General features: G+C 71.8%; 20 protein-coding genes. 10 read left to right on the top strand and 10 right to left on the bottom strand.

The window, feature by feature from the left end; translation table 11 throughout:
* Positions 1-91 precede the first annotated feature (91 nt).
* Entirely contained in the window at positions 92-805 is a 714-nt protein-coding gene (locus ABD481_RS37035; RefSeq protein ID WP_344670528.1) for a hypothetical protein, read from the top strand.
* 27 nt (positions 806-832) lie between these two features.
* On the opposite strand, the gene ABD481_RS37030 is transcribed toward ABD481_RS37035, so the two are convergent.
* Positions 833-2,326 (bottom strand): threonine/serine exporter family protein, encoded by a 1,494-nt coding sequence (locus ABD481_RS37030; RefSeq protein WP_344670527.1) that lies wholly within the window; start codon positions 2,324-2,326, stop codon positions 833-835.
* Between the two features lie 141 nt (positions 2,327-2,467).
* On the opposite strand from ABD481_RS37030, the gene aspT reads away from it, so the two are divergent.
* Positions 2,468-4,162 carry an aspartate-alanine antiporter gene (gene aspT / locus ABD481_RS37025; protein ID WP_344670547.1) on the top strand — a complete coding sequence of 565 codons (1,695 nt, stop codon included), beginning with the start codon at positions 2,468-2,470 and terminating at the stop codon, positions 4,160-4,162.
* Between the two features lie 16 nt (positions 4,163-4,178).
* Here the strand turns inward: aspT and ABD481_RS37020 are convergent, their stop codons facing one another.
* Positions 4,179-4,892, bottom strand: a complete 714-nt coding sequence (locus ABD481_RS37020; RefSeq protein ID WP_344670526.1) for a M50 family metallopeptidase — start codon at positions 4,890-4,892, stop codon at positions 4,179-4,181.
* A gap of 77 nt (positions 4,893-4,969) precedes the next feature.
* Here ABD481_RS37020 and ABD481_RS37015 point away from each other — a divergent pair, with 77 nt between their 5' ends.
* On the top strand, positions 4,970-5,644 hold the full coding sequence (locus ABD481_RS37015) for a rhomboid-like protein (protein WP_344670525.1): 675 nt from the start codon (positions 4,970-4,972) through the stop codon (positions 5,642-5,644).
* A gap of 10 nt (positions 5,645-5,654) precedes the next feature.
* Here the strand turns inward: ABD481_RS37015 and ABD481_RS37010 are convergent, their stop codons facing one another.
* From ABD481_RS37010 to ABD481_RS36995, 4 genes are all read right to left on the bottom strand, one after another.
* On the bottom strand, positions 5,655-7,664 hold the full coding sequence (locus ABD481_RS37010; protein WP_344670524.1) for a protein kinase domain-containing protein: 2,010 nt from the start codon (positions 7,662-7,664) through the stop codon (positions 5,655-5,657).
* Between the two features lie 117 nt (positions 7,665-7,781).
* Positions 7,782-8,294, bottom strand: coding sequence for a pyridoxamine 5'-phosphate oxidase family protein (locus tag ABD481_RS37005; protein WP_344670523.1), 513 nt, complete (start codon positions 8,292-8,294; stop codon positions 7,782-7,784).
* Positions 8,295-8,397: 103 nt separating this feature from the next.
* Positions 8,398-9,057: a 4'-phosphopantetheinyl transferase family protein gene (locus ABD481_RS37000; protein WP_344670522.1), complete on the bottom strand. Its 660-nt coding sequence runs from the start codon at positions 9,055-9,057 to the stop codon at positions 8,398-8,400.
* Between the two features lie 69 nt (positions 9,058-9,126).
* Positions 9,127-10,479 (bottom strand): chymotrypsin family serine protease, encoded by a 1,353-nt coding sequence (locus ABD481_RS36995; protein WP_344670521.1) that lies wholly within the window; start codon positions 10,477-10,479, stop codon positions 9,127-9,129.
* 153 nt (positions 10,480-10,632) lie between these two features.
* Here ABD481_RS36995 and ABD481_RS36990 point away from each other — a divergent pair, with 153 nt between their 5' ends.
* Positions 10,633-11,817 (top strand): hypothetical protein, encoded by a 1,185-nt coding sequence (locus ABD481_RS36990; protein ID WP_344670520.1) that lies wholly within the window; start codon positions 10,633-10,635, stop codon positions 11,815-11,817.
* Positions 11,818-11,852: 35 nt separating this feature from the next.
* Here ABD481_RS36990 and ABD481_RS36985 read toward each other — a convergent pair whose 3' ends face one another.
* The 3 genes from ABD481_RS36985 to ABD481_RS36975 are packed head-to-tail and all read right to left on the bottom strand — an operon-like array spanning position 11,853 to position 14,828.
* Positions 11,853-12,854 (bottom strand): aldo/keto reductase family protein, encoded by a 1,002-nt coding sequence (locus ABD481_RS36985; protein ID WP_344670519.1) that lies wholly within the window; start codon positions 12,852-12,854, stop codon positions 11,853-11,855.
* Positions 12,855-12,897: 43 nt separating this feature from the next.
* Complete coding sequence (locus tag ABD481_RS36980; protein WP_344670518.1) at positions 12,898-13,530, bottom strand: response regulator; 633 nt, start codon at positions 13,528-13,530, stop codon at positions 12,898-12,900.
* Positions 13,527-14,828 carry a sensor histidine kinase gene (locus ABD481_RS36975; RefSeq protein ID WP_344670517.1) on the bottom strand — a complete coding sequence of 434 codons (1,302 nt, stop codon included), beginning with the start codon at positions 14,826-14,828 and terminating at the stop codon, positions 13,527-13,529. Before ABD481_RS36975 ends, ABD481_RS36980 begins: the two co-directional genes overlap by 4 nt.
* Before the next feature lie 86 nt (positions 14,829-14,914).
* On the opposite strand from ABD481_RS36975, the gene ABD481_RS36970 reads away from it, so the two are divergent.
* Positions 14,915-16,081, top strand: coding sequence for an ABC transporter permease (locus tag ABD481_RS36970; RefSeq protein ID WP_425559383.1), 1,167 nt, complete (start codon positions 14,915-14,917; stop codon positions 16,079-16,081).
* Positions 16,078-16,833 (top strand): ABC transporter ATP-binding protein, encoded by a 756-nt coding sequence (locus ABD481_RS36965; protein WP_344670516.1) that lies wholly within the window; start codon positions 16,078-16,080, stop codon positions 16,831-16,833. Before ABD481_RS36970 ends, ABD481_RS36965 begins: the two co-directional genes overlap by 4 nt.
* On the opposite strand, the gene ABD481_RS36960 is transcribed toward ABD481_RS36965, so the two are convergent.
* Positions 16,763-17,314, bottom strand: a complete 552-nt coding sequence (locus ABD481_RS36960) for a DUF3043 domain-containing protein (protein WP_344670515.1) — start codon at positions 17,312-17,314, stop codon at positions 16,763-16,765. The genes ABD481_RS36965 and ABD481_RS36960 overlap by 71 nt on opposite strands.
* Before the next feature lie 182 nt (positions 17,315-17,496).
* On the opposite strand from ABD481_RS36960, the gene ABD481_RS36955 reads away from it, so the two are divergent.
* From ABD481_RS36955 to pspAB, 4 genes are all read left to right on the top strand, one after another.
* On the top strand, positions 17,497-18,312 hold the full coding sequence (locus ABD481_RS36955) for a PspA/IM30 family protein (RefSeq protein ID WP_425559382.1): 816 nt from the start codon (positions 17,497-17,499) through the stop codon (positions 18,310-18,312).
* The gene (gene pspAA / locus ABD481_RS36950) at positions 18,309-18,587 is read left to right on the top strand and encodes a PspA-associated protein PspAA (RefSeq protein ID WP_344670513.1); all 279 of its coding nucleotides are present in this window, start codon (positions 18,309-18,311) and stop codon (positions 18,585-18,587) included. Before ABD481_RS36955 ends, pspAA begins: the two co-directional genes overlap by 4 nt.
* 245 nt (positions 18,588-18,832) lie before the next feature.
* A complete protein-coding gene (gene htpX, locus ABD481_RS36945; RefSeq protein ID WP_344670512.1) occupies positions 18,833-19,768 on the top strand; it encodes a zinc metalloprotease HtpX in 936 nt (311 codons plus the stop codon).
* Positions 19,769-20,086: 318 nt separating this feature from the next.
* Positions 20,087-20,656, top strand: coding sequence for a PspA-associated protein PspAB (gene pspAB, locus ABD481_RS36940; RefSeq protein WP_344670511.1), 570 nt, complete (start codon positions 20,087-20,089; stop codon positions 20,654-20,656).
* Positions 20,657-21,604: the final 948 nt, after the last annotated feature.

The following is a 21,604-nucleotide window of genomic DNA, read 5'->3' as shown; positions in this document are numbered from 1 at the left end:
GGGGGTGACATCGGCCGTTCCGGCCCTGATCGAAACGCCGGAGGATCCGTACGGGTTAAAGGCCGGACCCCTCCGATGCCGAAGGAGGGGTATGCGGACGATGATGCGCAGTACTGCGACGGTGGCCGTGATGGCCGCCCTGGCGGTGACCGTCGGAACCCTGTCCACGCTCGCGGCCCGGGCCGGCGCCCTGCCCGCCGACACCACCGGCTCCGGCTCCGGAACCGGCTCCGGAGTGCGGGTGGAGATCACCGACGACACCCGTTCGGCCCATTCCGGCGACGTCATCGACTACACAGTCCGGGTCGAGAACGACTCCGCGGCCTCCTACCCGCACCTGGAGGTCTTCCACCTGGTCCCGAACGGCTTCCAACTCGTCGACTCCAGCCCGAAGGCGACCCAGGAGGGCTCGAACGTCCGCTGGACCGCCGACGTCCCGGCCGGGCAGACCCTGGTCTTCACCGACCAGGTGATGGCCGGCACGGTCGAGGAGTCCGAACACCTCACCCCCCGCACCCGCGACGCCAAGCCCGCCGACCCCACCGGCGGCGGCCCCGGAACCAGCCCCGCGGCGGCCCGCCAATTCACCACCACCGCCTGCGCCCGCAGCTCGGCCTCCGGCCCGGCCCTGGCCTGCGCCACAGTCCGCGAACAGCTCACCGACGGCCCCGACGCCGCCTCGGCCACCGGCCCCGCCGCCAAGCACTGGCAGCCCGGCCTGCTCGGCATCGGCCTGATCGTGGCCCTGTTCGCAGCCTTCAGCGGCTTCTTCCGCAAGCGGCGGAACCGGATCGACGAGGGCTGAGGGGAAAGGGGCGCCGCCCCAACCCCCTCACTCCGCCGCGCCCGCCCCCGCCCCCTGCTCCGCCGGCAGCACCTCCAGCCGTGTGGTCCGCCGCAACGATGCCCCGGCGAGCACGCCGAGCGCGATCGCCGCCACCGTGACCAGCACGTTCAGCAGCGTCTGCCAGCCGGCCGGGCTGTGGTTCACCAGCAGCTGCTGCACTCCGGACAGGCCGTGGGCGCCGGGGACCAGCATCCAGAACGCGGGCAGGAAGAACACCTGGTCCGGGATGGCCGCGCGCTTGCCGATCCGGCTCGCGGTCAGCGGCAGTCCCATGCCGGCCACGAAGGCGCCCAGCACCTGCCCGCCGATCACCGTGCCGACCGTCTGCACCACGCGGGTCACCAGCAGCGCCGCGATCAGCCAGGTGACCGAGCGGCGCGGGGCGTCGCTGTTCAGCGTGAAGCCGATCGCCAGCAGCACCACCGCGGCCCAGCCGATCCAGGCGCCGAGTGTCTGCGGCGCCGGGCGGGCGACCGGCCGCGCGTGCACGGTGTCGGTGGCCACCAGGATGCCCAGCGCCAGCATCAGCAGCACGTTCGCGGCTCCGGCCAGCCGGGCCAGGCCGGACAGGGTGGACTCGGTCGCCAGCTCGATCGCGCCGAGGGTGAGCGCGGCGCCGGGCAGGAACCCGATCAGCGGCGGGATGAACAGGAAGTCCGGGTTCTCGTGCAGGACCGGCCCGGCGAAGCGCAGCGACAGCGCCGTCACCAGGATCGCGGCCGCCACCGGGAGCAGCGTCAGCAGCGGCGGGGCATAGCGCTGGACCAGGTATTGCAGTACGCCGACCGCGGTGCCGGCCACCAGGTAGCCGAGCGCCGAGGGTAGGGTCGGGTGCTGGAGCAGCCCGAGCGCCACGGTCAGCAGTGCGTAGCCGGAGATCACGGCCGACGGCCGGAACCGGCGCGGCATCGCCTGCTCGCCGCGCAGCGCCTCGCGCACGTCCCCGAACGGCACCACCTCGTCGCGCATCCGCTGCACCAGCTGTTGCAGCACCTCGACCTGGCCGAGCTGCATGACGCCGTCGGCGACCGGGGCGAAGTCCATCTCGCTGCCCGGGTCGGCGCCGGTCGCCGTCTCGACCCGGACGAAGATCCCGCTCGGCAGCGCGAAGCACCGGGCGTGCACGCCGTACCGGGCCGCGATGTCCACGACCTGCTTCTCGGTGTCGACGGTGTTCTCCCCGGAGCGCAGGATCTCCGCCCCGATCTTGCTCAGCAGCGCGGCGAGCTGCCGCAGCCACTCGGCGGTCGGCTCCTCGGCGGCCCGCACCCCCACCCGCCGCGGGTCGCGGAACGCCTCGCCGACGTTCTTCAGGCCCTGCCACGCCGCGTCGACGCTCTCGCCGAGGGTGTCCATCGACCCCGAGAAGGCGCCGCCGATCGCACTGCCCGACGGCCCCCGGTGCCTGCCCGACCCGTGGTCCCCCTCCGCGTCCTGATCCTGGTCCTTGCCGTCCTTGCGCCTCTTGAAGAAGGGCACCGCGCTCCTCCCGCTCGCTGCCGGCCGCTCACCGCCGACCCGCTGACTAACGACCGCGCGCCACACCGATCACGCGCGCCTCACCCGTTCGGGCGCGACCGCAGGCGGGGAGCGGCGGATCCGAGGTCAGATCCTCGTGTGCTGAAGTTGATGCAAGAGAACGCGGTCCTCGCGTTGTTCGCCTGCTTGGCGCTGGGCTACCTGGTCGGCAAGCTGCGGGTCGGCCCGATCACCCTGGGCGGTATCTGCGGCGTCCTGATCGTGTCGATGGTGATCGGCGCGCAGACCGTCAACGGCAAGCACATCACCGTGAACGCCGACGTCAAGAACGTCGCCTTCGCACTGTTCATCTTCTCCCTCGGCTACATCGCCGGGCCCGGGTTCGTGGCCAACCTGAACGCCAAGGGCCTGCGGTTCGGTGTGCTGTCGCTGATGGAGATGATCGTCGTCCTGCTGATGGCGACGGCGATCACCAAGGTTGCCGACCTGGACACCGGCACCGGTGCCGGCATCCTGGCCGGGTCCGCGACCGAGTCGGCGGTCGTCGGCACCGCGCAGGACGCCATCTCCAAGCTGCCCGGCATCACCCCGGAGCAGGTCCAGACCCTGTCCGCGCACGTCGCCACCGCCTACTCGGTCTGCTACCTGTTCGGCCTGATCTCGATCGTGCTGCTGACCAGCCAGATCTTCCCGCGGCTGCTGAGGATCGACCTGGCCGAGGCATCCCGCAAGCTCTGGGAGAAGATGCGCGGCGGCAACGCCACGCTGGACTCCGACCAGGAAGCCGCGATGCCGGCGCTGGTGGGCCGCACCTACCAGATCACCAAGGGCGACGGCCTGACGATCCAGGCGCTGGAGGAGTCGGTCGGGGTGCACGCCTCGGTCGAGGGCGTCAAGCGCGGCACCAAGGTGCTGACGGTCGACCCGCGGCTGCGGCTGGCGCTCGGCGACCGGGTCCTGGTGGTCGGGCAGCGCAACGCGGTGATGGCGGCCGGCAGGGAGCTCGGCCCGGAGACCAGCGCGATCCCCGGCCTGGACAGCCCGCTGGCGCAGCGCGAGCTGGTGGTGACCACCAAGGAGATCAACGGCCTGTCGGTCAACGAGATCAACCGCCGGTTCCCGGAGCCGAACGAGGGCGTCTACCTGACCGGCGTCAACCGGCTCGGCAACGACCTGCCGGCCACCGGCGAGACCGAGATCCACATCGGCGACACGCTGAACGTCGTCGGCACGAAGTCCAAGGTGGAGCGGTTCCAGAAGGCGTTCGGCGCCAAGGTCCGCACCGAGAGCGCGGACTGGATCTACATCGGCCTGGGCATCTGCCTGGGCGTGCTGCTCGGCGAGGTCGTGGTGCACCTCGGATCGGCGAACCTGACCCTGGGCACCGGCGGCGGCTGCCTGATCAGCGGCTTGATGTTCGGCTGGTTCCGCTCCACCAAGCCCACCTTCGGGGCCTACCCGCCGGTGGCCGCGGCCACCATGAAGGACCTGGGCCTGGCGGTGTTCATCGCGGTCACCGGCCTGTCCGCCGGGCCGGACGCCGGGCCGCTGCTGAAGAAGTACCCGCTGCTGCTGCCGCTGTCCGGCATCGCGATGGTGCTGATCCCGGCGTTCCTGGGGCTGTGGATCGGGCGCCGGTTCCTGAAGATCGAGAAACCGATCCTGATCGGCGCCATCGCCGGCCAGCAGTGCTCGACGCCGGCGATCACCGCGGTCACCAACACCGCGCAGAGCAGCGTGCCGATGATCGGCTACACGATCACGTACACGCTGTCGAACTTCCTGCTGCCGTTGACCGGGCCGATCTTCGTCGGCCTGATCGGGCTGCATTTATAGGGCTGCGAGTTATCCCCTACACGTGCAGCAGCCACCGGCCGCCGGCCACCGCGCACCCGAGCGCGACCAGCGCGAACACGAACAGCCAGCCGCCCGCCGGGAAGCCGGTCAGGCGGTGCAGCTGGTCGGCGTCGGAGTCCCGGGCCCCGGTCCGGGCCCGGGTCCGGCCCAGCTCCAGCACCGGCTTCACCCCGGCCAGCAGCAGGAACCACACCATCAGATAGGCGAAGCCGGCCTGCACGTCGGTGTTGTCGGTCCACGAGGCGGCGAACACCGCGCCGCCGGTGAGGACCACCGTGAGCCCGCCGTAGAAGTTCCGGATCGAGATCAGCAGCAGCGCCAGCAGCAGGACGCTGGCCCACAGCAGCAGCGTTATGTGCTTGGCCGCGAGCAGCCAGGCGCCGCCCAGGCCCACCAGGCTCGGCGTGATGTAGCCGGCCATCACCGTGAGCACCATGCCCAGGCCGCGCGGCTTGCCGTAGGAGACGGTGACGCCGGAGGTGTCGTGGTGCAGCCGCACTCCGGACAGCCGGCGGCCGCACAGCAGCGCCACGGCCGCGTGCCCGCCCTCGTGGGCGATGGTCACCGTGTTGCGGGCGATCCGCCACACCGGGCGCCACAGCACCGTGAGCAGGGCCGCCGCGCCCACCGCCAGCACCAGGTTGCGGGGCGGGTCGGGCTGGACGCCGGTCACCCGGTGCCACACGTCGTCGAGACTGGAGATGTCCACGGCGCAGCCTCCCACGATTCGCCCGTTCGGCGGTACCCGTACTGGCACGTCTGTGACCGGCCGGTGACGCTGTACCCATGGTGAAGCGGGCGGCGCGCGGGGTGTGGACGTATATCCGCAGCGCCCCCGGCACTTATCTCTGGCTGGTCATCCTGCTCGTCACCACGGTCGTCCTCCGGCACGCCGATCCCCACTCCGAGCAGTGGATCCTGGAGCGCCGCAGCACCAACATCAACTACTTGACCAAGGAGCCGGTGCGCGTGCTGATCCAGTCGGCGCTGTGGATCGACGGCAGCAGCTGGCTGTTCTACCTCGGGCTCTACACGATCTTCCACGCCCAGGCGGAGCGCTGGCTGGGCACGGCCCGCTGGCTGGCGGTGGCGTTCATCTCCCACGTGGCGGCGACGTACGCGAGCGAGGGGGTGCTGGCGCTGGCGATCCGCCACGGCCTGGCCCCGGAGTGGAAGCGCTACACGCTCGACTACGGCGTCAGCTACGCGCTGGCGGGGGTGGTGGCGGTGCTGGCGTACTGGTGGCCGCGCGGGTGGATGCGCTGGGTCTACGCGGCGGGCGTGGTGCTGTTCTACGGACAGGCCATGCTGCGGGGACGCACGTTCACGGACGTCGGCCACTTCACGGCCACGCTGGTCGGGCTGGCGTGCTACCCGATCGTGCGGTCGCGCCGGTCGCCGATGGCCTGGGGGTTCCGATGGCGGGCGCTGGTGGGGGAGCCGGCGCGGCTCGGGGCCTAGCCTCCTCGGTTCAGTTCGTGGTGTTCGGGCTGGGGCTGGAGGAATGCGACTCGCCGGGGCTGCTCGACGAGTGCGTCGGCGCGATCGAGCTGCTGCTGGGCGCCGACGTCGAACCGGCGGTGCTGGTCGGGGTGTCGGACGGCGCCGCGCTGGAACTCGACGAGCTGGACGTCGGCCCGTTGTCCGAACCCGACGACCGCGAGCTCGGCGGGGAGCTGGAGCTCGGCGACTTGCTCTTGGAAGTGGTGTGCGTCGAACGCCGCACGGGCAGGGCGTTCGACGACGACTGCGACGGCGTCGGGCTGTCAGTGCCGGTCGGCGCGGTGGGCGTCGCGCTCCCGGTCGGACTGCCGGACACCGCACCCCCGGTCGACGACTGCGCGGCCGGCGACGGCCCCGAGCCCCCCGACCCGCCCAGCACCACCGCCGCCGCGCCCGCCACCAGCAACACCGCGGCGGTCACCGCCCCGACCAGCGTCTTACGCCGCGGGCCACCCGGATCGCCGAACTCGTCGTCGTCCTCCTCGTCCGGCCCGGGCCCCTCGAACGCCGGCTCGAACCTGCGAGCGACCGTCTTCTCCTCGTCCGGCGGCTCAAGGAACGCCGTGGGCCGCGCCGGCCGAGGCGCCCGATCCGCCGGCCCGACCATCCCGGGCCGGAACCAGTCGTCCGGCGCGCTGGTGGCCACCGGCTCCGGTTCGGCCTCGGGCGTCCCCGGCCGCGGCAGACTCGGGAGGCTGTTCGCGTACGCCGACAACGAGCGCGGGGCCTGCGGAGTCGGCTTGTCCGGGATCACCCAGTCGTGATCGATGTCGGCCTGGATGCTCGGCGAGATCAGCGGGCGCGGGGATGGGGCGGCGGGTGGGGGAGCGGCTTCGGGCTCTGGCTCAGCTTCTGCCTCAGCTTCTGCCCCAGCCTCAGGTTCTGCCTCGGCCTCAGCCTCGGCTTCTGGCTCAGCTTCAGCCTCAGGTTCTGCTTCGGCTTCGGCCTCGGCTTTTGTCTCAGGTTTTGCTTCTGCTTCTGGTTCGGCTTCCGGCTCCGGAGCGGCGTCGGCTTCAGCTTCGATGTCGGCTTCGGCTTCGGTTTCACTGTCGGGTTCGGTATCGACCGGCTCGTCTTCGGAGACTTCTTCAGAAGCTTCCTCAGCAGACGCTGAGTGCGGAGCAAGCTCATCGAACGCACTCAGCAAGTCATCGACGGCAAGCTCGCTGTCTTCGGACTCGGCCAGGTCCTCGCCCAAGACCTCGTCTGCTTCCGCGTCGGCAACAAGCTCGCTGTCTTCGACCTCGGCCAGGTTCTCGCCCAACACCTCGGTCTTGTCTGCGTCGGCGGTCCCGGACTCGTCCTCCGCCCCGGCCTCCAACCCCAACAACTGCTCATCGATCGGCTCCCCGACCGGCGGCGGCTCCGGCATCGAGTCCGGCTCCGCCAGCTCCGCCCCGTCGGAGTCGGCCGTCGCCGCCGCCAGCGCGGCCAGCTGGGCGCGGCCGCGCGCCTGCCAGTCCGCACCGTAGGCCGCGCCGACGATGAGGTCGACCTCTTCCAGGAACTCGTGCGCGGTGGCGGGGCGGTCGGCCGGATCGGCGGACAGGCCGCGCTGGATCAGGGGGCGCAGTTCCTCGGGGGCGAATTCGGCGATGATCTGCGTGTATTCGTGGAGTGCGGCCAGGTCTTCCGGGGTGGCGGCGCGGAAGGGCGGCTCGGCGGTGAGGCATTCGAAGAAGACCGCGGTGGCCGAGAAGACGTCCGCGGCGGGTGTCGCCGGATCGCCGTCGATGCGTTCCGGGGCCAAATAGGTGGGTTCGTCGGGGTCGAACTCCGGGTCGGGGGCGTCGAAGCCGGTGACGGTCAGCCCGCCCTCGGCGTCCACCAACACGTTCTCGGGGCACACGTCACCGTGCACTCCCGCCAGCGTCAACAGCGTCCCGGCCAGCACCGAGGCCGCTGCCTCCGGCGCCATCGCTCCTGATTCCCGCAGCACCGCACGCAGGGACATGCCCTCGACCAGCCCGTTCCTCACGCACGCCTGTTTACCCGATTGCGGGCCGCAACCACAACGTCGGACAGAAACGGCACGTCATGGGGTCCCCCGTTCGACCACCCGCCGGACCTCGGGCGTCCGACCCGGCATCAGCGGTCAGCGCAGGACGGTCAAATCCAAGTAATTACGCCGCCCGAGGTTCGGCTCGTCGACCAGTCGCAGCCGCGCCACCCGGAATCGGTAGAGGCTCGCGGCCGCGCTGCCGTCCAGGAACGACTCCCGCACCGCGGGATCCGTCCCGAAACCGGGGAAACGGCCCTGATACGCCTCGAACGCCGCCAGCGCGTCCGCTCCGCGCGCGATGCCGCACTCCCCGGTCAGCTGCATCCCGCGCAGCCCCTCCCCGAACTCCGGCGGCGGCAGCCAGATCGCCGCCGACGCCTGCGCGCGCGCCTCGGCGTTGCGGCCGTGCAGCGTGCTCGGCTCGCTGACGAAAAAGAGGTCGAACTCCCGCCCCAGGGCGAAGAACGCCATGTTGGCGTGCGGCGTGCCGGCGGCGTCGGCGGTGGCCAGCGACAGGACCTGGGTCCCGGCGGCGATCGCCTCGACGCTGTGGCCGACCACGGCGGTGGGGGTGTCTGTGCCGTCGAACTTCACGGTGAGCGCCACTGCTGGAGCCTGCCCGGCCCGGCCGCCGGGCAAACCGCATCAGAACCCTGAGTCGCTGGTCCGGGCCGGCGGCCCGCCGGTCGGAGCCGGAGCGCGCTCGCCGTCAGAGCGTGATCGCCGTAAGTACGAATCCTGATTCCACGATCCACCGCCCGGTCATCCGGGTCACCGGCGCCCCGGCCTGGTGGATCCGCACCGTGTAGCCGCCGGCGACGGTCCCGTCCGGGCGGTCCTCGCCCGGCTCCAGATCCAGCGACGCGTCCCCGAACCCCAGCCACCGCTCGGCGACCGGGAACCAGGCCTTGTACACCGACTCCTTCGCGCTGAACATCAGCCGGTCCCACCACACGTGCGGCCGCGCCGCCGCCAGCTCGGCCAGCATCGGCACCTCGTCCGGCCGCGCGATGGTGTCGAACACGCCGTCCGGCAGCGGCGCGTGCGGCTCGGCGTCCACCCCGACGCCGCCCACCGACCCGGACCGGGCCACCGCCGCGGCCCGGTACCCGTCGCAGTGCGTCAGGCTCCCCACGACGCCCTCCGGCCACAGCGGCTCCCGGTTGCCGCCGCTGCCGACGGCCATCGGCGGCAGGCCGAGCCGGACCATCGCCAGGCGCGCGCAGTGCCGCGTCGTGATGTATTCGCGGCGCCGTTTGGCCACCGCCCGCGAGATCGCTGCCTCCTCGCCCGGGAAGAGGACCGCGTCCTCGGGATCGTCGAAGGCCTCTGCGACCGCCACTTCGGCGGGCAGCACTGAGGACAGCACGGCGTGCGTTCTCCGTTCCGGATACGGGGTCGAGGTCCGGCCCCGCCGGCCGGTCCGTCCACCAGAGGATCAGGTCTGCGGATTCAAGGTCAAGCCGAAGGCGTTGAAGATGTCCGTGGCCTCGGTCCAGAACACCCCCGGCGTCCCGTCCCCGGGCGTGCCGTCGGACAGCAGCCCGCGGGCCTGCCGCACCCCGCCGGACCCGACCGCGAAGATCGTCGCGCCGCTGTCCCCGCCGGCCGCGCCCCAGCCGTTGTTCACCGCGTTGCCCCACACGCCGCGCGCCGTGTACGACAGCCCTGGGCATCCGGTGCTCGGCCCGCAGTACATGTCCTGGTTGGAGACCTTGATGTTGCACGGTGTCGGGTGCCCCATGAAGAACGACCGCTGTCCGTCGTGGCAGACGTAGTCGCCGTTGTACGAATACGCGAAGCTGGTCAGCGGCAGCCATCCGGTGGTGTCGGACTCGTCGGCGTTGTTGTTCGCGCCGTCGATGGTCTCGGCGTCCCACTCCTGCACCCGCGCGGTGACGGTCCCGACGTAGTTGCCCTTCAGCCCGTTCGAGTAGTCCCCGGCGGTCCCGGCCCGGGTGTAGACGGCGGTGCCGACCCCGTAGCAGTGCGCCGCGGTGATCATGATCGGGTGCCCGTCGGATTTGCGGACGGCCGGCAGGCCGGCGGTGCAGCCGTGTCCCGAGCCGCTGCCGGTGATGGCGTCGCCGCCGATGAACGGGGTGCTGTCGTGCCACTTCACATCGGCCCACGACTTCACCTGGAGGGCGTGTCCGGGCTTGTAGACCAGCGGTACGCCGAGGGAGGCGGCCAGCGAGGTGGCCGTTGTGGTTGTCGTGGCCGTCGTGGCTGTCGCGGTCAGCGCCGACCTCGCCGCCACCGTGTCGTCCACGTCCAGCTCCAGCCCGGAGGCGTCGGCCGCCGGCCCGACCAGGTCGACGTGCACCGGCAGCTGCCCGGCGTCGGCCAGCGCCACGACGCGCCGCGCGGCGGCGTCCAGCGCGGCGTGGGTGGCGGCGGCCGGAAGGAACCGGATCAGGCCGCCGTCGATCGCCGGATCGACGGCTCGGGCCGCGGTCAGCACCCGCTTGGCCTGCGCCGGATCGGTGAGATAGACCGTCACCAGGTCGCTGCCGGCGTCGATCGCCAGGTTGCCGTAGACGTCGGCGACCGGGCCGCGCCCGGCGGCGCCGACGGCGTTCGCCACGGCCCGCAGCGGCGCCAGCCGCGCGGCCAGTGCCGCCGGGGTGAGCGCCGCGAGCTGTGCGTCGGTCAGCAGGCCGGCGGCCACGACCGCGGTTCCGGCCGCTCCGGTTCCAGCCTGGGCGCCGCCGGCCGGCAGCACGGCGACGGCCGCGAGCAACCCGGCGGCGAGGACGCCGCACCGCGCGACGAGGGCTTTTCTCCTCATGAGAGAACTCCAGGCGTGATCGAATCGGTGGTCACGCCGGAGCATAGCCGCGTTGTCAGGCTTCTGACAGGTGCCTCGAATCAACGTTCTGCGAATTCCGCCGACCGCGCAACGATCGGGCGCGGGCCGGGACTCTTCAGCGTTATGCTCGCCATGATCGCCGTCATACCCCTGCTGACGCTGCTGTCCCTGCTCCGGGTCAGGGGCACCGGCGCCACCGACACCGTCTGGGCCGAGGACGGGGCCCTGTTCTTCAAGGAGAGCCTGCACAGCGGGCCGTTACGACTCCTGATCACGCCGTACAACGGCTACCTGCACCTGGTCCCGCGCGTGGCCGTCGACGTCGCACGCCTGTTCCCGCTCGCGTACCTGGCCATCGTCCTGGCCGTGACCGGCGCGCTGATATCCAGCAGCCTGGCGGTCTTCGTCTACCGGGTCAGCCGGGCGCATCTGCGGTCGCGGCTCCTGTGCGCGACGGTCGCCGCGCCGCTGGCGCTGACCTGGGTGGCCCAGACCGAGGTGGGCAACAACATCGCCGACGCGCAGTGGTACTTCGTGTACGCCTCGTTCTGGGCCGCGCTGTACCGGGGGAGGAGCGTGCGCGGCCAGGTGCTGTCGGCGCTGGTGATCTTCCTGGCGGTGGCCAGCGACCCGTTCGCGGTCGTCTTCTTCCCGCTGCTGCGCCGGAACCGGCCGATGGTGGCCGGAATGGCCGCCGGCCTGCTGTATCAGGGCATCGGGGTCGTGTTCATGGGGGCCTTGTCGTCGCGTTCGCACCAGCGTGAATACGACATCCCCTTGTCGACCGGCGCGTATATCAGGCATGTCATAGGCCACGTGCTGTGGCCACCGGCGGAGTTCTGGCTGGTCGGCGTGGTACTGGTGGCCGGGCTGCTGGCGTGGATCCTGCGGGGGCAGACGCGGCATCCGCGCTTGCGTGCGTCTGATCCACGGGCGTATGTCATGAAGGCGGCCTTCGCCTACAGCGTCGTGTTCTACTTCGCACTGACCATCGAGGGCGGCTTCATCGCCGACCGTTACGCGTACCCGGCCACCGCGCTGCTGCTGGCCGGGATGGCCGCGGCCGCCGCCGAGACCGAGCGGGGGCGCGGCTTGCTCGCGGGCGCGGTGGCCGTCAGCGTCTGCTGGGGCTACTTCGGCCATGTGCCGGACGGGAATCTGCGGGCGGACAGTCCCTCGTGGCGCGGCCAGCTGCACCTGGCCGCCGCGCAGTGCGTCACCCTCCACGAGGACGCCGCCGATGTCGCCATCGCGCCGCACTCGTGGAAGGTGCGGGTTCCGTGCCGGCTGCTGCTGCGCGAGCTGCCGGCACAGTAGGGCCCCGCGGCCGCCTGCTCCTACGACCGACTGCCCTACGACCGCCGCGCGGGCGACACCGTCTTCGCCGGGTCGCGCTCGATGTGCGCGGCGAGGATCTCGTCGATCTGCTTGAGCACCTCGGCCGGCAGCTTCACGCCCGCCGCCTTGACGTTCTCCGTCACCTGCTCCGGCCGGGACGCGCCGATGATCGCCGCCGAGACGTTCGGGTTCTGCAACACCCACGCCACCGCCAGCTGCGCCATCGTCAGGTCCACCGACTCCGCCACCGGCTTGAGCTGCTGCACCGCCGTCAGCAGGTCGTGGTTGGCGACGAAGCCGCCGATCATCGCCGCGCCGGACGCCTCGTCGGTGGCCCGGCTGCCCGCGGGCAGCGGTGCGCCCGGCAGGTACTTGCCGGTCAGGATGCCCTGCGCGATCGGCGACCAGACGATCTGGCCGAGCCCCAGCTCCTCGGAGGTCGGGACGACCTCGGCCTCGATCACCCGCCACAGCATCGAGTACTGCGGCTGGCTGGAGATCAGCGGGACCCGCAGCTCGTCGGCCAGCGCCTTGGCGGCGCGGATCTCCGAGGCCTTCCACTCCGAGACGCCGATGTACAGGGCCTTGCCGGCGCGCACGATGTCGGCGAACGCCGTCATCGTCTCCTCCAGCGGCGTCGAGTAGTCGTAGCGGTGTGCCTGGTAGAGGTCCACGTAGTCGGTCTGGAGACGCTTCAGCGAGGCGTTGATCGACTCCATGACGTGCTTGCGGGACAGGCCGCGGTCGTTGCGGCCCGGGCCGGTCGGCCAGTACACCTTGGTGAAGATCTCCAGGCCCTCGCGCCGCTCCCCGGACAGGGCCCGGCCCATCACGGCCTCGGCCCGGGTCCCGGCGTAGACGTCGGCGGTGTCGAACGTCGTGATCCCGGCGTCCAGGGCGGCGCGCACGCACGCCAGCGCGGCGTCCTCCTCCACCTGGGAGCCGTGAGTGATCCAGTTGCCGTACGCGATCTCGCTGATGACCAGGCCCGAACGGCCGAGATGACGGAATTCCATAGTTGTCCACCCTACGACCGCCGCTCCGGCCGCCGAAACCGGGTCAAGCCCGCTGAAGCCGGATCAGCCCTGCTTGCACGGCTGCCGCCACCGCCGCGGTCCGGCTGTCCACGCCGAGCTTCCCGAAGATGTGCACCAGGTGCGTCTTGACGGTGGCCTCGCTGATGAACAGCCGCCGCGAGATCTGCCGGTTCGCCAATCCCTCGGCCACCAGCTCCAGGATCTCCGCCTCCCGCTGCGACAGCGTGGGCCGCTCGGCCCGCACGCGCCCGAGCAGCCGCGCCGCCACCGGAGGCGCCAGCACCGTCTCCCCTCGCGCCGCCGCCCGTACTGCCGTCGCCAACTCCTCCGGCGGGGCGTCCTTGAGCAGGTACCCGGCCGCCCCGGCCTCGACGGCGGCGAGGATGTCCGCGTCGGTGCTGTAGGTGGTGAGGATCAGCACCGCCGGCGCGTCCGCCCGCGCGGCGATCCGCCGGGTCGCCTCCACACCGTGCATCCCGGACCCCATCTGGAGGTCCATCAGCACGATGTCCGGCCGCTCGCGCTCCAGCAGGTCCAACGCCTCGGCCCCGTCCGCGGCCTCCCCGACCAGCTCGATCTCCGGGAGATCGGCCAGCAGGGCGCGCAGCCCGCGCCGCACGACGGGGTGGTCGTCGACGAGCAGGACGCGGATCATCCGATCGCCTCGCCGGGGACGGCGCCGAATCCGGCTCGGCCGCCGCCGACCTGGTCGGGATCGATCCGGGTTGGCGCCGCGTCTTCGCTCGGCGCCATGTCCCCGTCCGGCATCCCGAGCCGCTGCACCGGGAGCGCCACGGCCACCGCGGTGCCCTCGCCCCGCGCCGACTCGATCGTCAGCGTCCCGCCCAACTCGGCGATCCGTTCGCGCATGCCGTGCAGACCGAAGCGGGACCGGCCCGGTTCGCCGGCGAGGCCGCCGTGCTCTAAGGCCCCTTCGGCGAACGCGACCTCGTCGAAGCCCACCCCGTCGTCGAAGACGTCGAGCGTCACCTGGTCGTCGTGATAGGCCAAGGTCACCGCCGCGCGGTCGGCGTGCGCGTGCCGCTCCACGTTCGCCAGCGCCTCCTGCGTCGCCCGGAGCAGCGCCACCTCGGCCTCCATCGCCAGCGGATACGGCTCCCCGTCCACCCGGAACACCGCCCGCGGGTGCCCGGCCGCGATCCGCCGCAGGGCTTCGCCGAGGGTCGCGTCCTCCAGGGCCGGCGGCGTCAGCGCGGCGACGAACCGGCGGGCCTCGGCGAGGTTGGCGCTCGCCGTGTCGCGGATCTCGCGGACGCTCGCCGCCGCCGCTTCCGGCAGCCCCTTCTCGGCGCCCCGGGCCAGGAGCACGATGCTCGACAGGCCCTGCGCCAGCGTGTCGTGGATCTCCCGGGCCAGCCGCTGCCGCTCGGCCAGCCGCCCGGCCGCCCGCTGCGAGGCGGCCAGCTCGGCCTGGGCCCGCACCAGCTCGTCGATCAGCTGCTGGCGCCGCCGCCCCTCGCGGTACAGGCCCAGGTAGCCGTACGCGGTCAGCACCGCCACCACCGCTCCCGCGCACGGCCCGATCACCTTCGCCGCGGTCAGGCCGCCGCTGGTCGTGGCCTGGGTCGCGACCACCGTCGCGGTGATCGCCGCCACCGCCGCCGCCGACCACGCCCGCGGCAGCAGGTGCAGCACCACGAAGTACAGCGGGAACGCCACATAGGCCGCCGTCGGCGCGACCACGACCAGCGCCGCCCACAACCCGGCGACCGCCGCCAGCCACCCCAGCACCCGCCGCCGTTCCGCGGGACGCCGGAGGCCGAGCGCGTACACCAGGGCCAGCACCGCCCCGAGCACCCACGCCGCCGGCCGGCCGCTCCCGACCAGCCCGACGAGCAACAACGCGTAGAACAGCCCGTTCAGCCCGAGCAGCAGGACCCGCGCGGTCGGCACGCGGGGCTGGTGGTCGGCTATGCCCTCTGAGCTGCTCATATTCCGCCAGTTTACGGTCCGTCACGCCCCATTCCGGCCATCCCGGCATCCATCCTTCGGTTGATCCGCGACCAACCTTCTCCGCGATGGCAACCGCGTCCCCGCCCGCGAGGCTGGAACCCGTCCCCATATCCCCGACGGAAGGCGCCACCGTGTTCGTCGCCCTGCGTGACCTCCGCTTCGCCAAGGGCCGGTTCACCCTGATGGGCGCCGTCGTGGCCCTGCTCACCGGGCTGGTCCTGTTCCTCTACGGTCTCACCGGCGGCCTGGCCGCCGACTCGTCCTCGGCGCTGGCCGGGCTGCCCGCCCGCGCCGTGGTGTTCGGCGGACCGGCGGTGTCGTTCACCGACAGCGCGATCGACGCCGGCCAGCGGGCCGCCTGGCAGGCCGCGGCCGACGCCCGGCCGCTCGGCGTGTCGATGACCCGGCTCGGCACCGGGGCCGGGGGTGCCGCCTCCGGAACCGGTTCCGGCGGCGGGCGTGCGGCCTCCTCGGTGAGCGTCGTCGGCGTCGATCCGGCCCTCCAGCCGCGCGCGACGGTAGGTGATAACCCGCGCCCCGGCGAGGTGGCGGTCAGCGCCGGGGTCGCCGCCGAGCTCGGCCTGCACCCCGGCGACCCGGTCACCCTCGGCCCGGCGCGGCTCACGGTGTCCGGCATCACCCCCGACCGCTCCTGGGGCCACGCCCCGACGGTCTGGACCGACGAGCCGACCTGGGAGCGGATCGGCGGCGGCGCCCAGCCGTCGGCGCTGGTCGTGGCCGGTTCCGGCCCGGCCGGGAAGGAGTCCGCGAAAGCGCTCGACGCCGCGTCGCACACCCGGACCGTTACCCTGGACGCCTCCAAGTCCGGGATCGACGGCTTCTCCGCCGAACAAGGCAGCCTCACCCTGATCCAGGGCTTCCTGTTCGCGATCAGCGCCCTGGTCGCGGGTGCCTTCTTCACCGTCTGGACGGTGCAGCGCAAGGCCGACATCGCCGTCCTCAAAGCCATCGGCGCGGGCAGCGGCTACCTGGTCCGCGACGCGCTCGGCCAGGCCCTGGCCCTGCTGCTGCTCGGCGGCGCGGTCGGCGCCGCCGCCGGAGCTGTCGGCGGCGCGGTCCTGAAGGCCTCCGGCACCCCGTTCACCCTCGACGCCGCCACCGTCGCCGTCCCGCTGTCGGCGATGGTCGTGCTCGGCCTGGCCGGCGCCGCCCTCGCCGTCCGGCGCATCGTCGCCGTCGATCCGCTGACCGCTCTGGGAGCCGCGCGATGACCCTCGCCCTGACCGATGTCACCCTCACCTACCCGGACGGCGACACCCGCCTGACCGCCCTGGACCGGATCACGCTGACCGTCGCGCCCGGCGAGTTCGCGGCCGTCGTCGGCCCCTCCGGCTCGGGGAAGTCCACGCTGCTCGCCGTCGCCGCGACCCTGCTCACCCCGGACCGGGGGAGCGTCGTGATCGCCGGCCGGAACACCGCCGACCTGTCCCGCAGCGCCCGCACGCGGCTGCGCCGCGACCGGATCGGCATCGTGTTCCAGCAGGCCAACCTGATCCCGGCGCTGACCGCCGCCGAGCAGCTCGAAGCCGTCGGGCACCTGCGGGGCGACCGGCCGCGCGCGGCCCGGACCCGGGCCCGGACGCTCCTGGACGCCGTCGGCCTCGACGCCGCCAAGCAGCGGCGGCGTCCGCACCAGCTCTCCGGCGGCGAGCGTCAGCGGGTCAACATCGCCCGCGCGCTGTTCGCCGAGCCGGCGGTGCTGCTGGTCGACGAGCCCACCTCGGCGCTGGACCACGACCGCGGCGCCCGGGTGGTGGCGCTGCTGGCCGACGTCACCGCGCAGCACGGGACGGCCACCGTCATGGTCACCCACGACATCGCCCTGCTGGGCCGGACCGACCGGGTGCTGACGATGGCCGACGGCCGGCTGGAGCCGGCCTTGAGCGGTGAGCCTAGAACTTCTCGCCGCGCTTCAAGCGGGGCTTCGGCATCCGCCACTTGCGGAACTGCATCGAACGCATGAGCGCATACCAGCCGACGCGGCCCAGGTCCTCGTTGGGGAAGCGCTTGCGCGCCTCCTTCTTCAGCCCGCGGATCAGCAGCACCGAGTCGATCACGATCGCCACCAGCATCACCAGCCACAGCACCACCGACAGCAGCGCGATGGAAGGGACCGAGGCCACGACGAACAGCAGCACCGCGAAGATGATGAAGAACTCCGCGGTCCGGAAGCGCGAGTCGACGTAGTCGCGCGCGAACGCCTTCACCGGCCCGCCGTGCTGGCGTTCGGTGGCGGCCTCGAAGTCGCGTTGCCGCGCCTCCCGCTTGGCCAGCTTGGGATTCGCGTTGATCCCGCTCAGCCGCTGCTTGCGGGCGAGCTCGGCTTCGCGGCGGGTGGGCGTGGGACGGCCCTTGGCGGCCTGGGAGGCGTCCTGCGCAGGGATCACGTCCTGCGACTCGGCGGCCTCGTCAGCCTCGACGGTGGATTTCTGCTTCCGGAACACGGGAAGACTCTAAGGCCACGGGGGCGTCCCGACGAAGCCATGACCTTCGGTAGATGCCGGGACGGGGTCCCGCGCCGTATGGTAAGTCCTGACCAGGACACCATCGTTGGACGACATTCAGGGCGATCCGGAACAGGGTCGCGTCGGACACATGAAGACGTGAAGGGGGCGCGGCAGAGCCCATGAGTGGCGTCATGAAGCGCATGAAATTGATCTTCCAGGCCAAGGCCAACAAGGCGCTGGACAAGTACGAGGACCCGCGCGAGACGCTCGACCTGTCGTACCAGAAGCAGCTTGAGCTGCTGCAGAAGGTGCGGCGCGGCGTCGCCGACGTGGCCACCTCGCGCAAGCGTCTGGAACTGCAGATGAAGGGTCTGCAGGACCAGTCCGACAAGCACGAGACCCAGGCCCGGCGGGCCCTGGAGGTCGGCCGCGAGGACCTGGCCCGTGAGGCCCTGTCCCGGCGCGGCGGCATCCAGCAGCAGATCACCGACCTGCAGACCCAGTACACGGCCCTGCAGGCGGAGGAGGAGAAGCTCACCCGGGCCTCCCAGTCGCTGCAGGCCAAGGTCGACGCCTTCCGCACCAAGAAGGAGACCATCAAGGCCACCTACACCGCGGCCGAGGCCACCACCCGGATCGGCGAGGCCTTCTCCGGCATCTCCGAGGAGATGTCCGACGTCGGCATGGCGATCCAGCGGGCCGAGGACAAGACCCTGCAGCTCCAGGCCCGCGGTTCGGCCATCGACGAGCTGCTGGCCTCCGGCGCGCTCAACGACCCGACCGGCATGGCCAAGGACGACATCACCGCCGAGCTGGAGCGGCTGTCCTCCGGCTCGGACGTGGACAACCAGCTGGAGGCGATGAAGCGGGAGCTGGCCGGCGGCCCGTCCGCGAACGCCAACCGGCAGCTGGAGGCGGGCAACGCGGTCGGCAACGCCAGCAACACCGGCGTGTCCGACGCGGAGGAGATCCGCAAGGAGGGCGAGGCGCGATGATCGTCCGCATCCTCACCGAGGGCCAGCTGCGCGTGCCCGACAGCGCGATCGAGGAGCTCAACTCGCTCGACGAGAAGGTCCTGGAGACCTGCCAGGCCAAGGACGAGGCGGCCTTCCGCACCGCCCTGGACACCCTGCTGACCCGGGTCCGGGAGATCGGCGAGCCGCTGCCGCTGGACGAGATCGTCGAGAGCGACTTCGTGCTCCCGATGGCCGACTCCACGCTGGAGGAGGTCGAGGCGATGATGTCCGACGAGGGCCTCATCCCCGGCTGAGCTCCGGCTCGCCCCGCTCCTTCGCGCTGGTCCCACGCCGCCGCACCGGACGCCCGCCCCGCGGGCCCCGGTGTGGCGGCGGTCTCTTCCACCCCCCGGACGGCGGCCGACGGGAACCCTTCGGGCCGGTTCGGCGTTGCACCGAATGAACCGCCGGGTTGACACCCGCGGCGCACGCCACACCGGTGGCGCGCCGCCGGGCCGGGCCCGGACACCGTGACCGAGAGGACAGGGAGAGACCACCAGTGGCAAGGACCCGTTTCGCGCCGGACCGGCAGCTGACTTCGCGGATGGTGACCGTGATGTTCCTGCTCGGTGCGGTCTACGTCGCCGCGATCGGCGTGGCGGTGGCCTTCGCCCCGAAGGGCCTGCTGCCGATCCTGCTCATCGTCATCGCCGGCTTCTTCTTCGCGCAGTGGTACCTGTCGGACAAGATCGCGCTGTTCTCCATGAACGCCCGGGTGGTGCAGCCCGACGAGTCCGCCGAGGCGCACCGCCTGCACGCGGTCCTGGACCGGCTGTGCGCGCTGGCCGACATGCCCAAGCCGCGGGTCGGCCTGGTGGACACCGAGGTCCCCAACGCCTTCGCGGCCGGCCGCAGCTCCAAGAACACCGTGGTGGTGGCCACCACCGGCCTGATGCGCCGGGTGCCGGACGACCGCGAGCTGGAGGCGGTGCTGGCGCACGAGCTCTCGCACGTGGCGCACAAGGACGTCGCGGTGATGACCATCGCCTCGTTCCTGGGCGTGCTGGCCGGGCTGATCACCCGCGTCACCTTCGAGATCGGCCTGTGGGGCGGCTTCTCCGACCGGCGCGACCGCGACGACGAGGACAGCCCGGCGGCGGTGCTGTTCCTGGTGATGATCGTCTCGATGATCACCTACGCGCTGTCCTTCCTGCTGATCCGCAGCCTGTCCCGCTACCGCGAGCTGGCCGCCGACCGCTCCGGGGCGATGCTGACCGGCAACCCGACGGCGATGAGCAACGCGCTGGGCCGGATCACCGGCGAGATGGCCCAGATCCCGACCCAGGACCTGCGCAAGCAGGAGGCGTTCAACGCGTTCTTCTTCACCCCGGCGATCCGCGGCGGGGCGAGCGTGTCGAACCTGTTCTCCACCCACCCCTCGCTCCAGGTGCGGCAGGAGAAGCTGGCGCAGCTCGCCGTCGAGATGGGCCGCTGAGCACTGAACACGAGGGCCTGAGCACGAGGGCCTGAGCACGCGAGGGTCTGAGCACACGAGGGTCTGAGCACCGGCGGGCCGCCGAGCGCCGGGCCCCGAGCACCACCTGATCGACCACGTCCACATCTGACACCGTCGTCGCCTGTCGGACCCCCGAGCTTCCATCATGCGAGCCGAGCGCGTCCGACAGGCGTCACGCGTGCCGGCGCCGGGAACAAACCCGGTTAGTCACGGGGATCTGCACAAGACGATCACGAATAGCGAACGGACCGCGGGACCTCCCTCGCCGTCCCCCCGAGACAAGGCAAGCTGGTAGCCATGGGATTCCTGGACACGCTGCTCGGTCGGACCAAGCCGGTCAAGCCGGACCTCGACCAGCTTTTCGGACTGCCGTCGGCGGCCCTGACCTTGCAGGCGGCGACCAACTACCGTCCCACCGGCCTGGGCTCGGTCTGCTTCAGGCGGGCCGAGGGCCGAGCCTTCGACGACGTCGAGTCGGACATCACCACGCTCCTGGCGGCCGGCAACGGCCCCAAGGTCGAGGCCCGCGACGACTCCTACGGCTACACCTGGCTGGTGTCCCACCACGAACCCGACGACACCGCCGGCCTGGTGACCGACCTCCACGCGGTGAACAGCTCGCTCCAGGACACCGGCTTCGGCCCCCAACTGCTGTGCTCCCTGGTGTCCTTCACCGACGACAAGGACAACCGCCTGGCCCTGGTGTACCTCTACAAGCGAGGCACCTTCTACCCCTTCGCCCCCCTCCCCGGCGAACAGCGCGACAGCGGCACAGAGCTGAAGATCAAGGCCTTGCTGACCAACGACCTGCGCGTGGAGCAGGACCTGAGCCGCTGGTTCCCGGTCTGGGGCGCCCCCGGACTCTGACCCCGGTCTCAGCAAGTTGTGACACGGTTGTTGCGATGGACATCGGACCGTGACCGAAACGCTCATCGGTTGGTAGTAACGTTTGCCCGTGCGCGGCGGCCCAAGCCCCCCGCACGGAGCGGACGGGTCTGGCCACGCGGAGCAGCGGACGGGAAGCCTTGCGTTTCGATCAACTTCAGGCCGGGTCGGACGACGACGGGCCGATAGCCCCGAAAACGTCGCCCGAGCCGACCCCAGCCACGACCCCCAGCACGACCCCGAACGCGACCCCCGGAACGGCGCTGGCACGCGTCGAGGCAGTGGCGGTCCCGAACCGGCTGCCGCGAACCGACACCGCGGTCGCGGGGGACGGGGAGCCTTCGGGCACTGCGGTTCTGGCAGGACAATTTGATGTGGCCGAGAGCGCCGTTTCGAAGCCGAGCGGCTCGCTGGCGACTTCGCTCGCCGCTGCGGCGGAGACGGTTTCGGGGGCTGCTGGCTCGCTAGCGACGGTTGTCGAGACCGGAGCTTCGTCCGATTCGGCTGGTGCTGTCGCCGAGACGGCGCTGCGAGGTAGCGGCTTGGCCCGCGTTGACGCCGAGATGGCTCCGCGAGCCAGTGACTTGCTGGCGTTGGATGCTCCGAGCGGCCTGGCCCGCGTTGATGGCGAGATAGCACCGCCTGCTGGTGACTTGCTGGCGTTGGATGCTCCGGGTGGCTTGGTCGGCGTAGGTGCCGAGGTGCCTCCGCGAGCTGGTGACTTGCTGGCGTTGGACGCTCCAAGTGGCCTGGCCCGCGTTGATGGCGAGATGGCACCGCCTGCTGGTGGCTTGCTGGCCAGTGTCGGTGCCGAGGTGGCTCCGCAGGCAGGTGGGTTGCAGGCGTCGGATGCTTTGAATGGTTCGGTCGGCGGCGTTGCCGAGGCGGCTCCGCGAGCTGGTGACTTGTTGGCGCCGGCCGCTGTCGAGC

Source organism: Catenulispora yoronensis (assembly GCF_039531695.1).
Lineage (GTDB): Bacteria > Actinomycetota > Actinomycetes > Streptomycetales > Catenulisporaceae > Catenulispora > Catenulispora yoronensis.
This window is presented reverse-complemented; position numbering and strand designations above follow the sequence as displayed.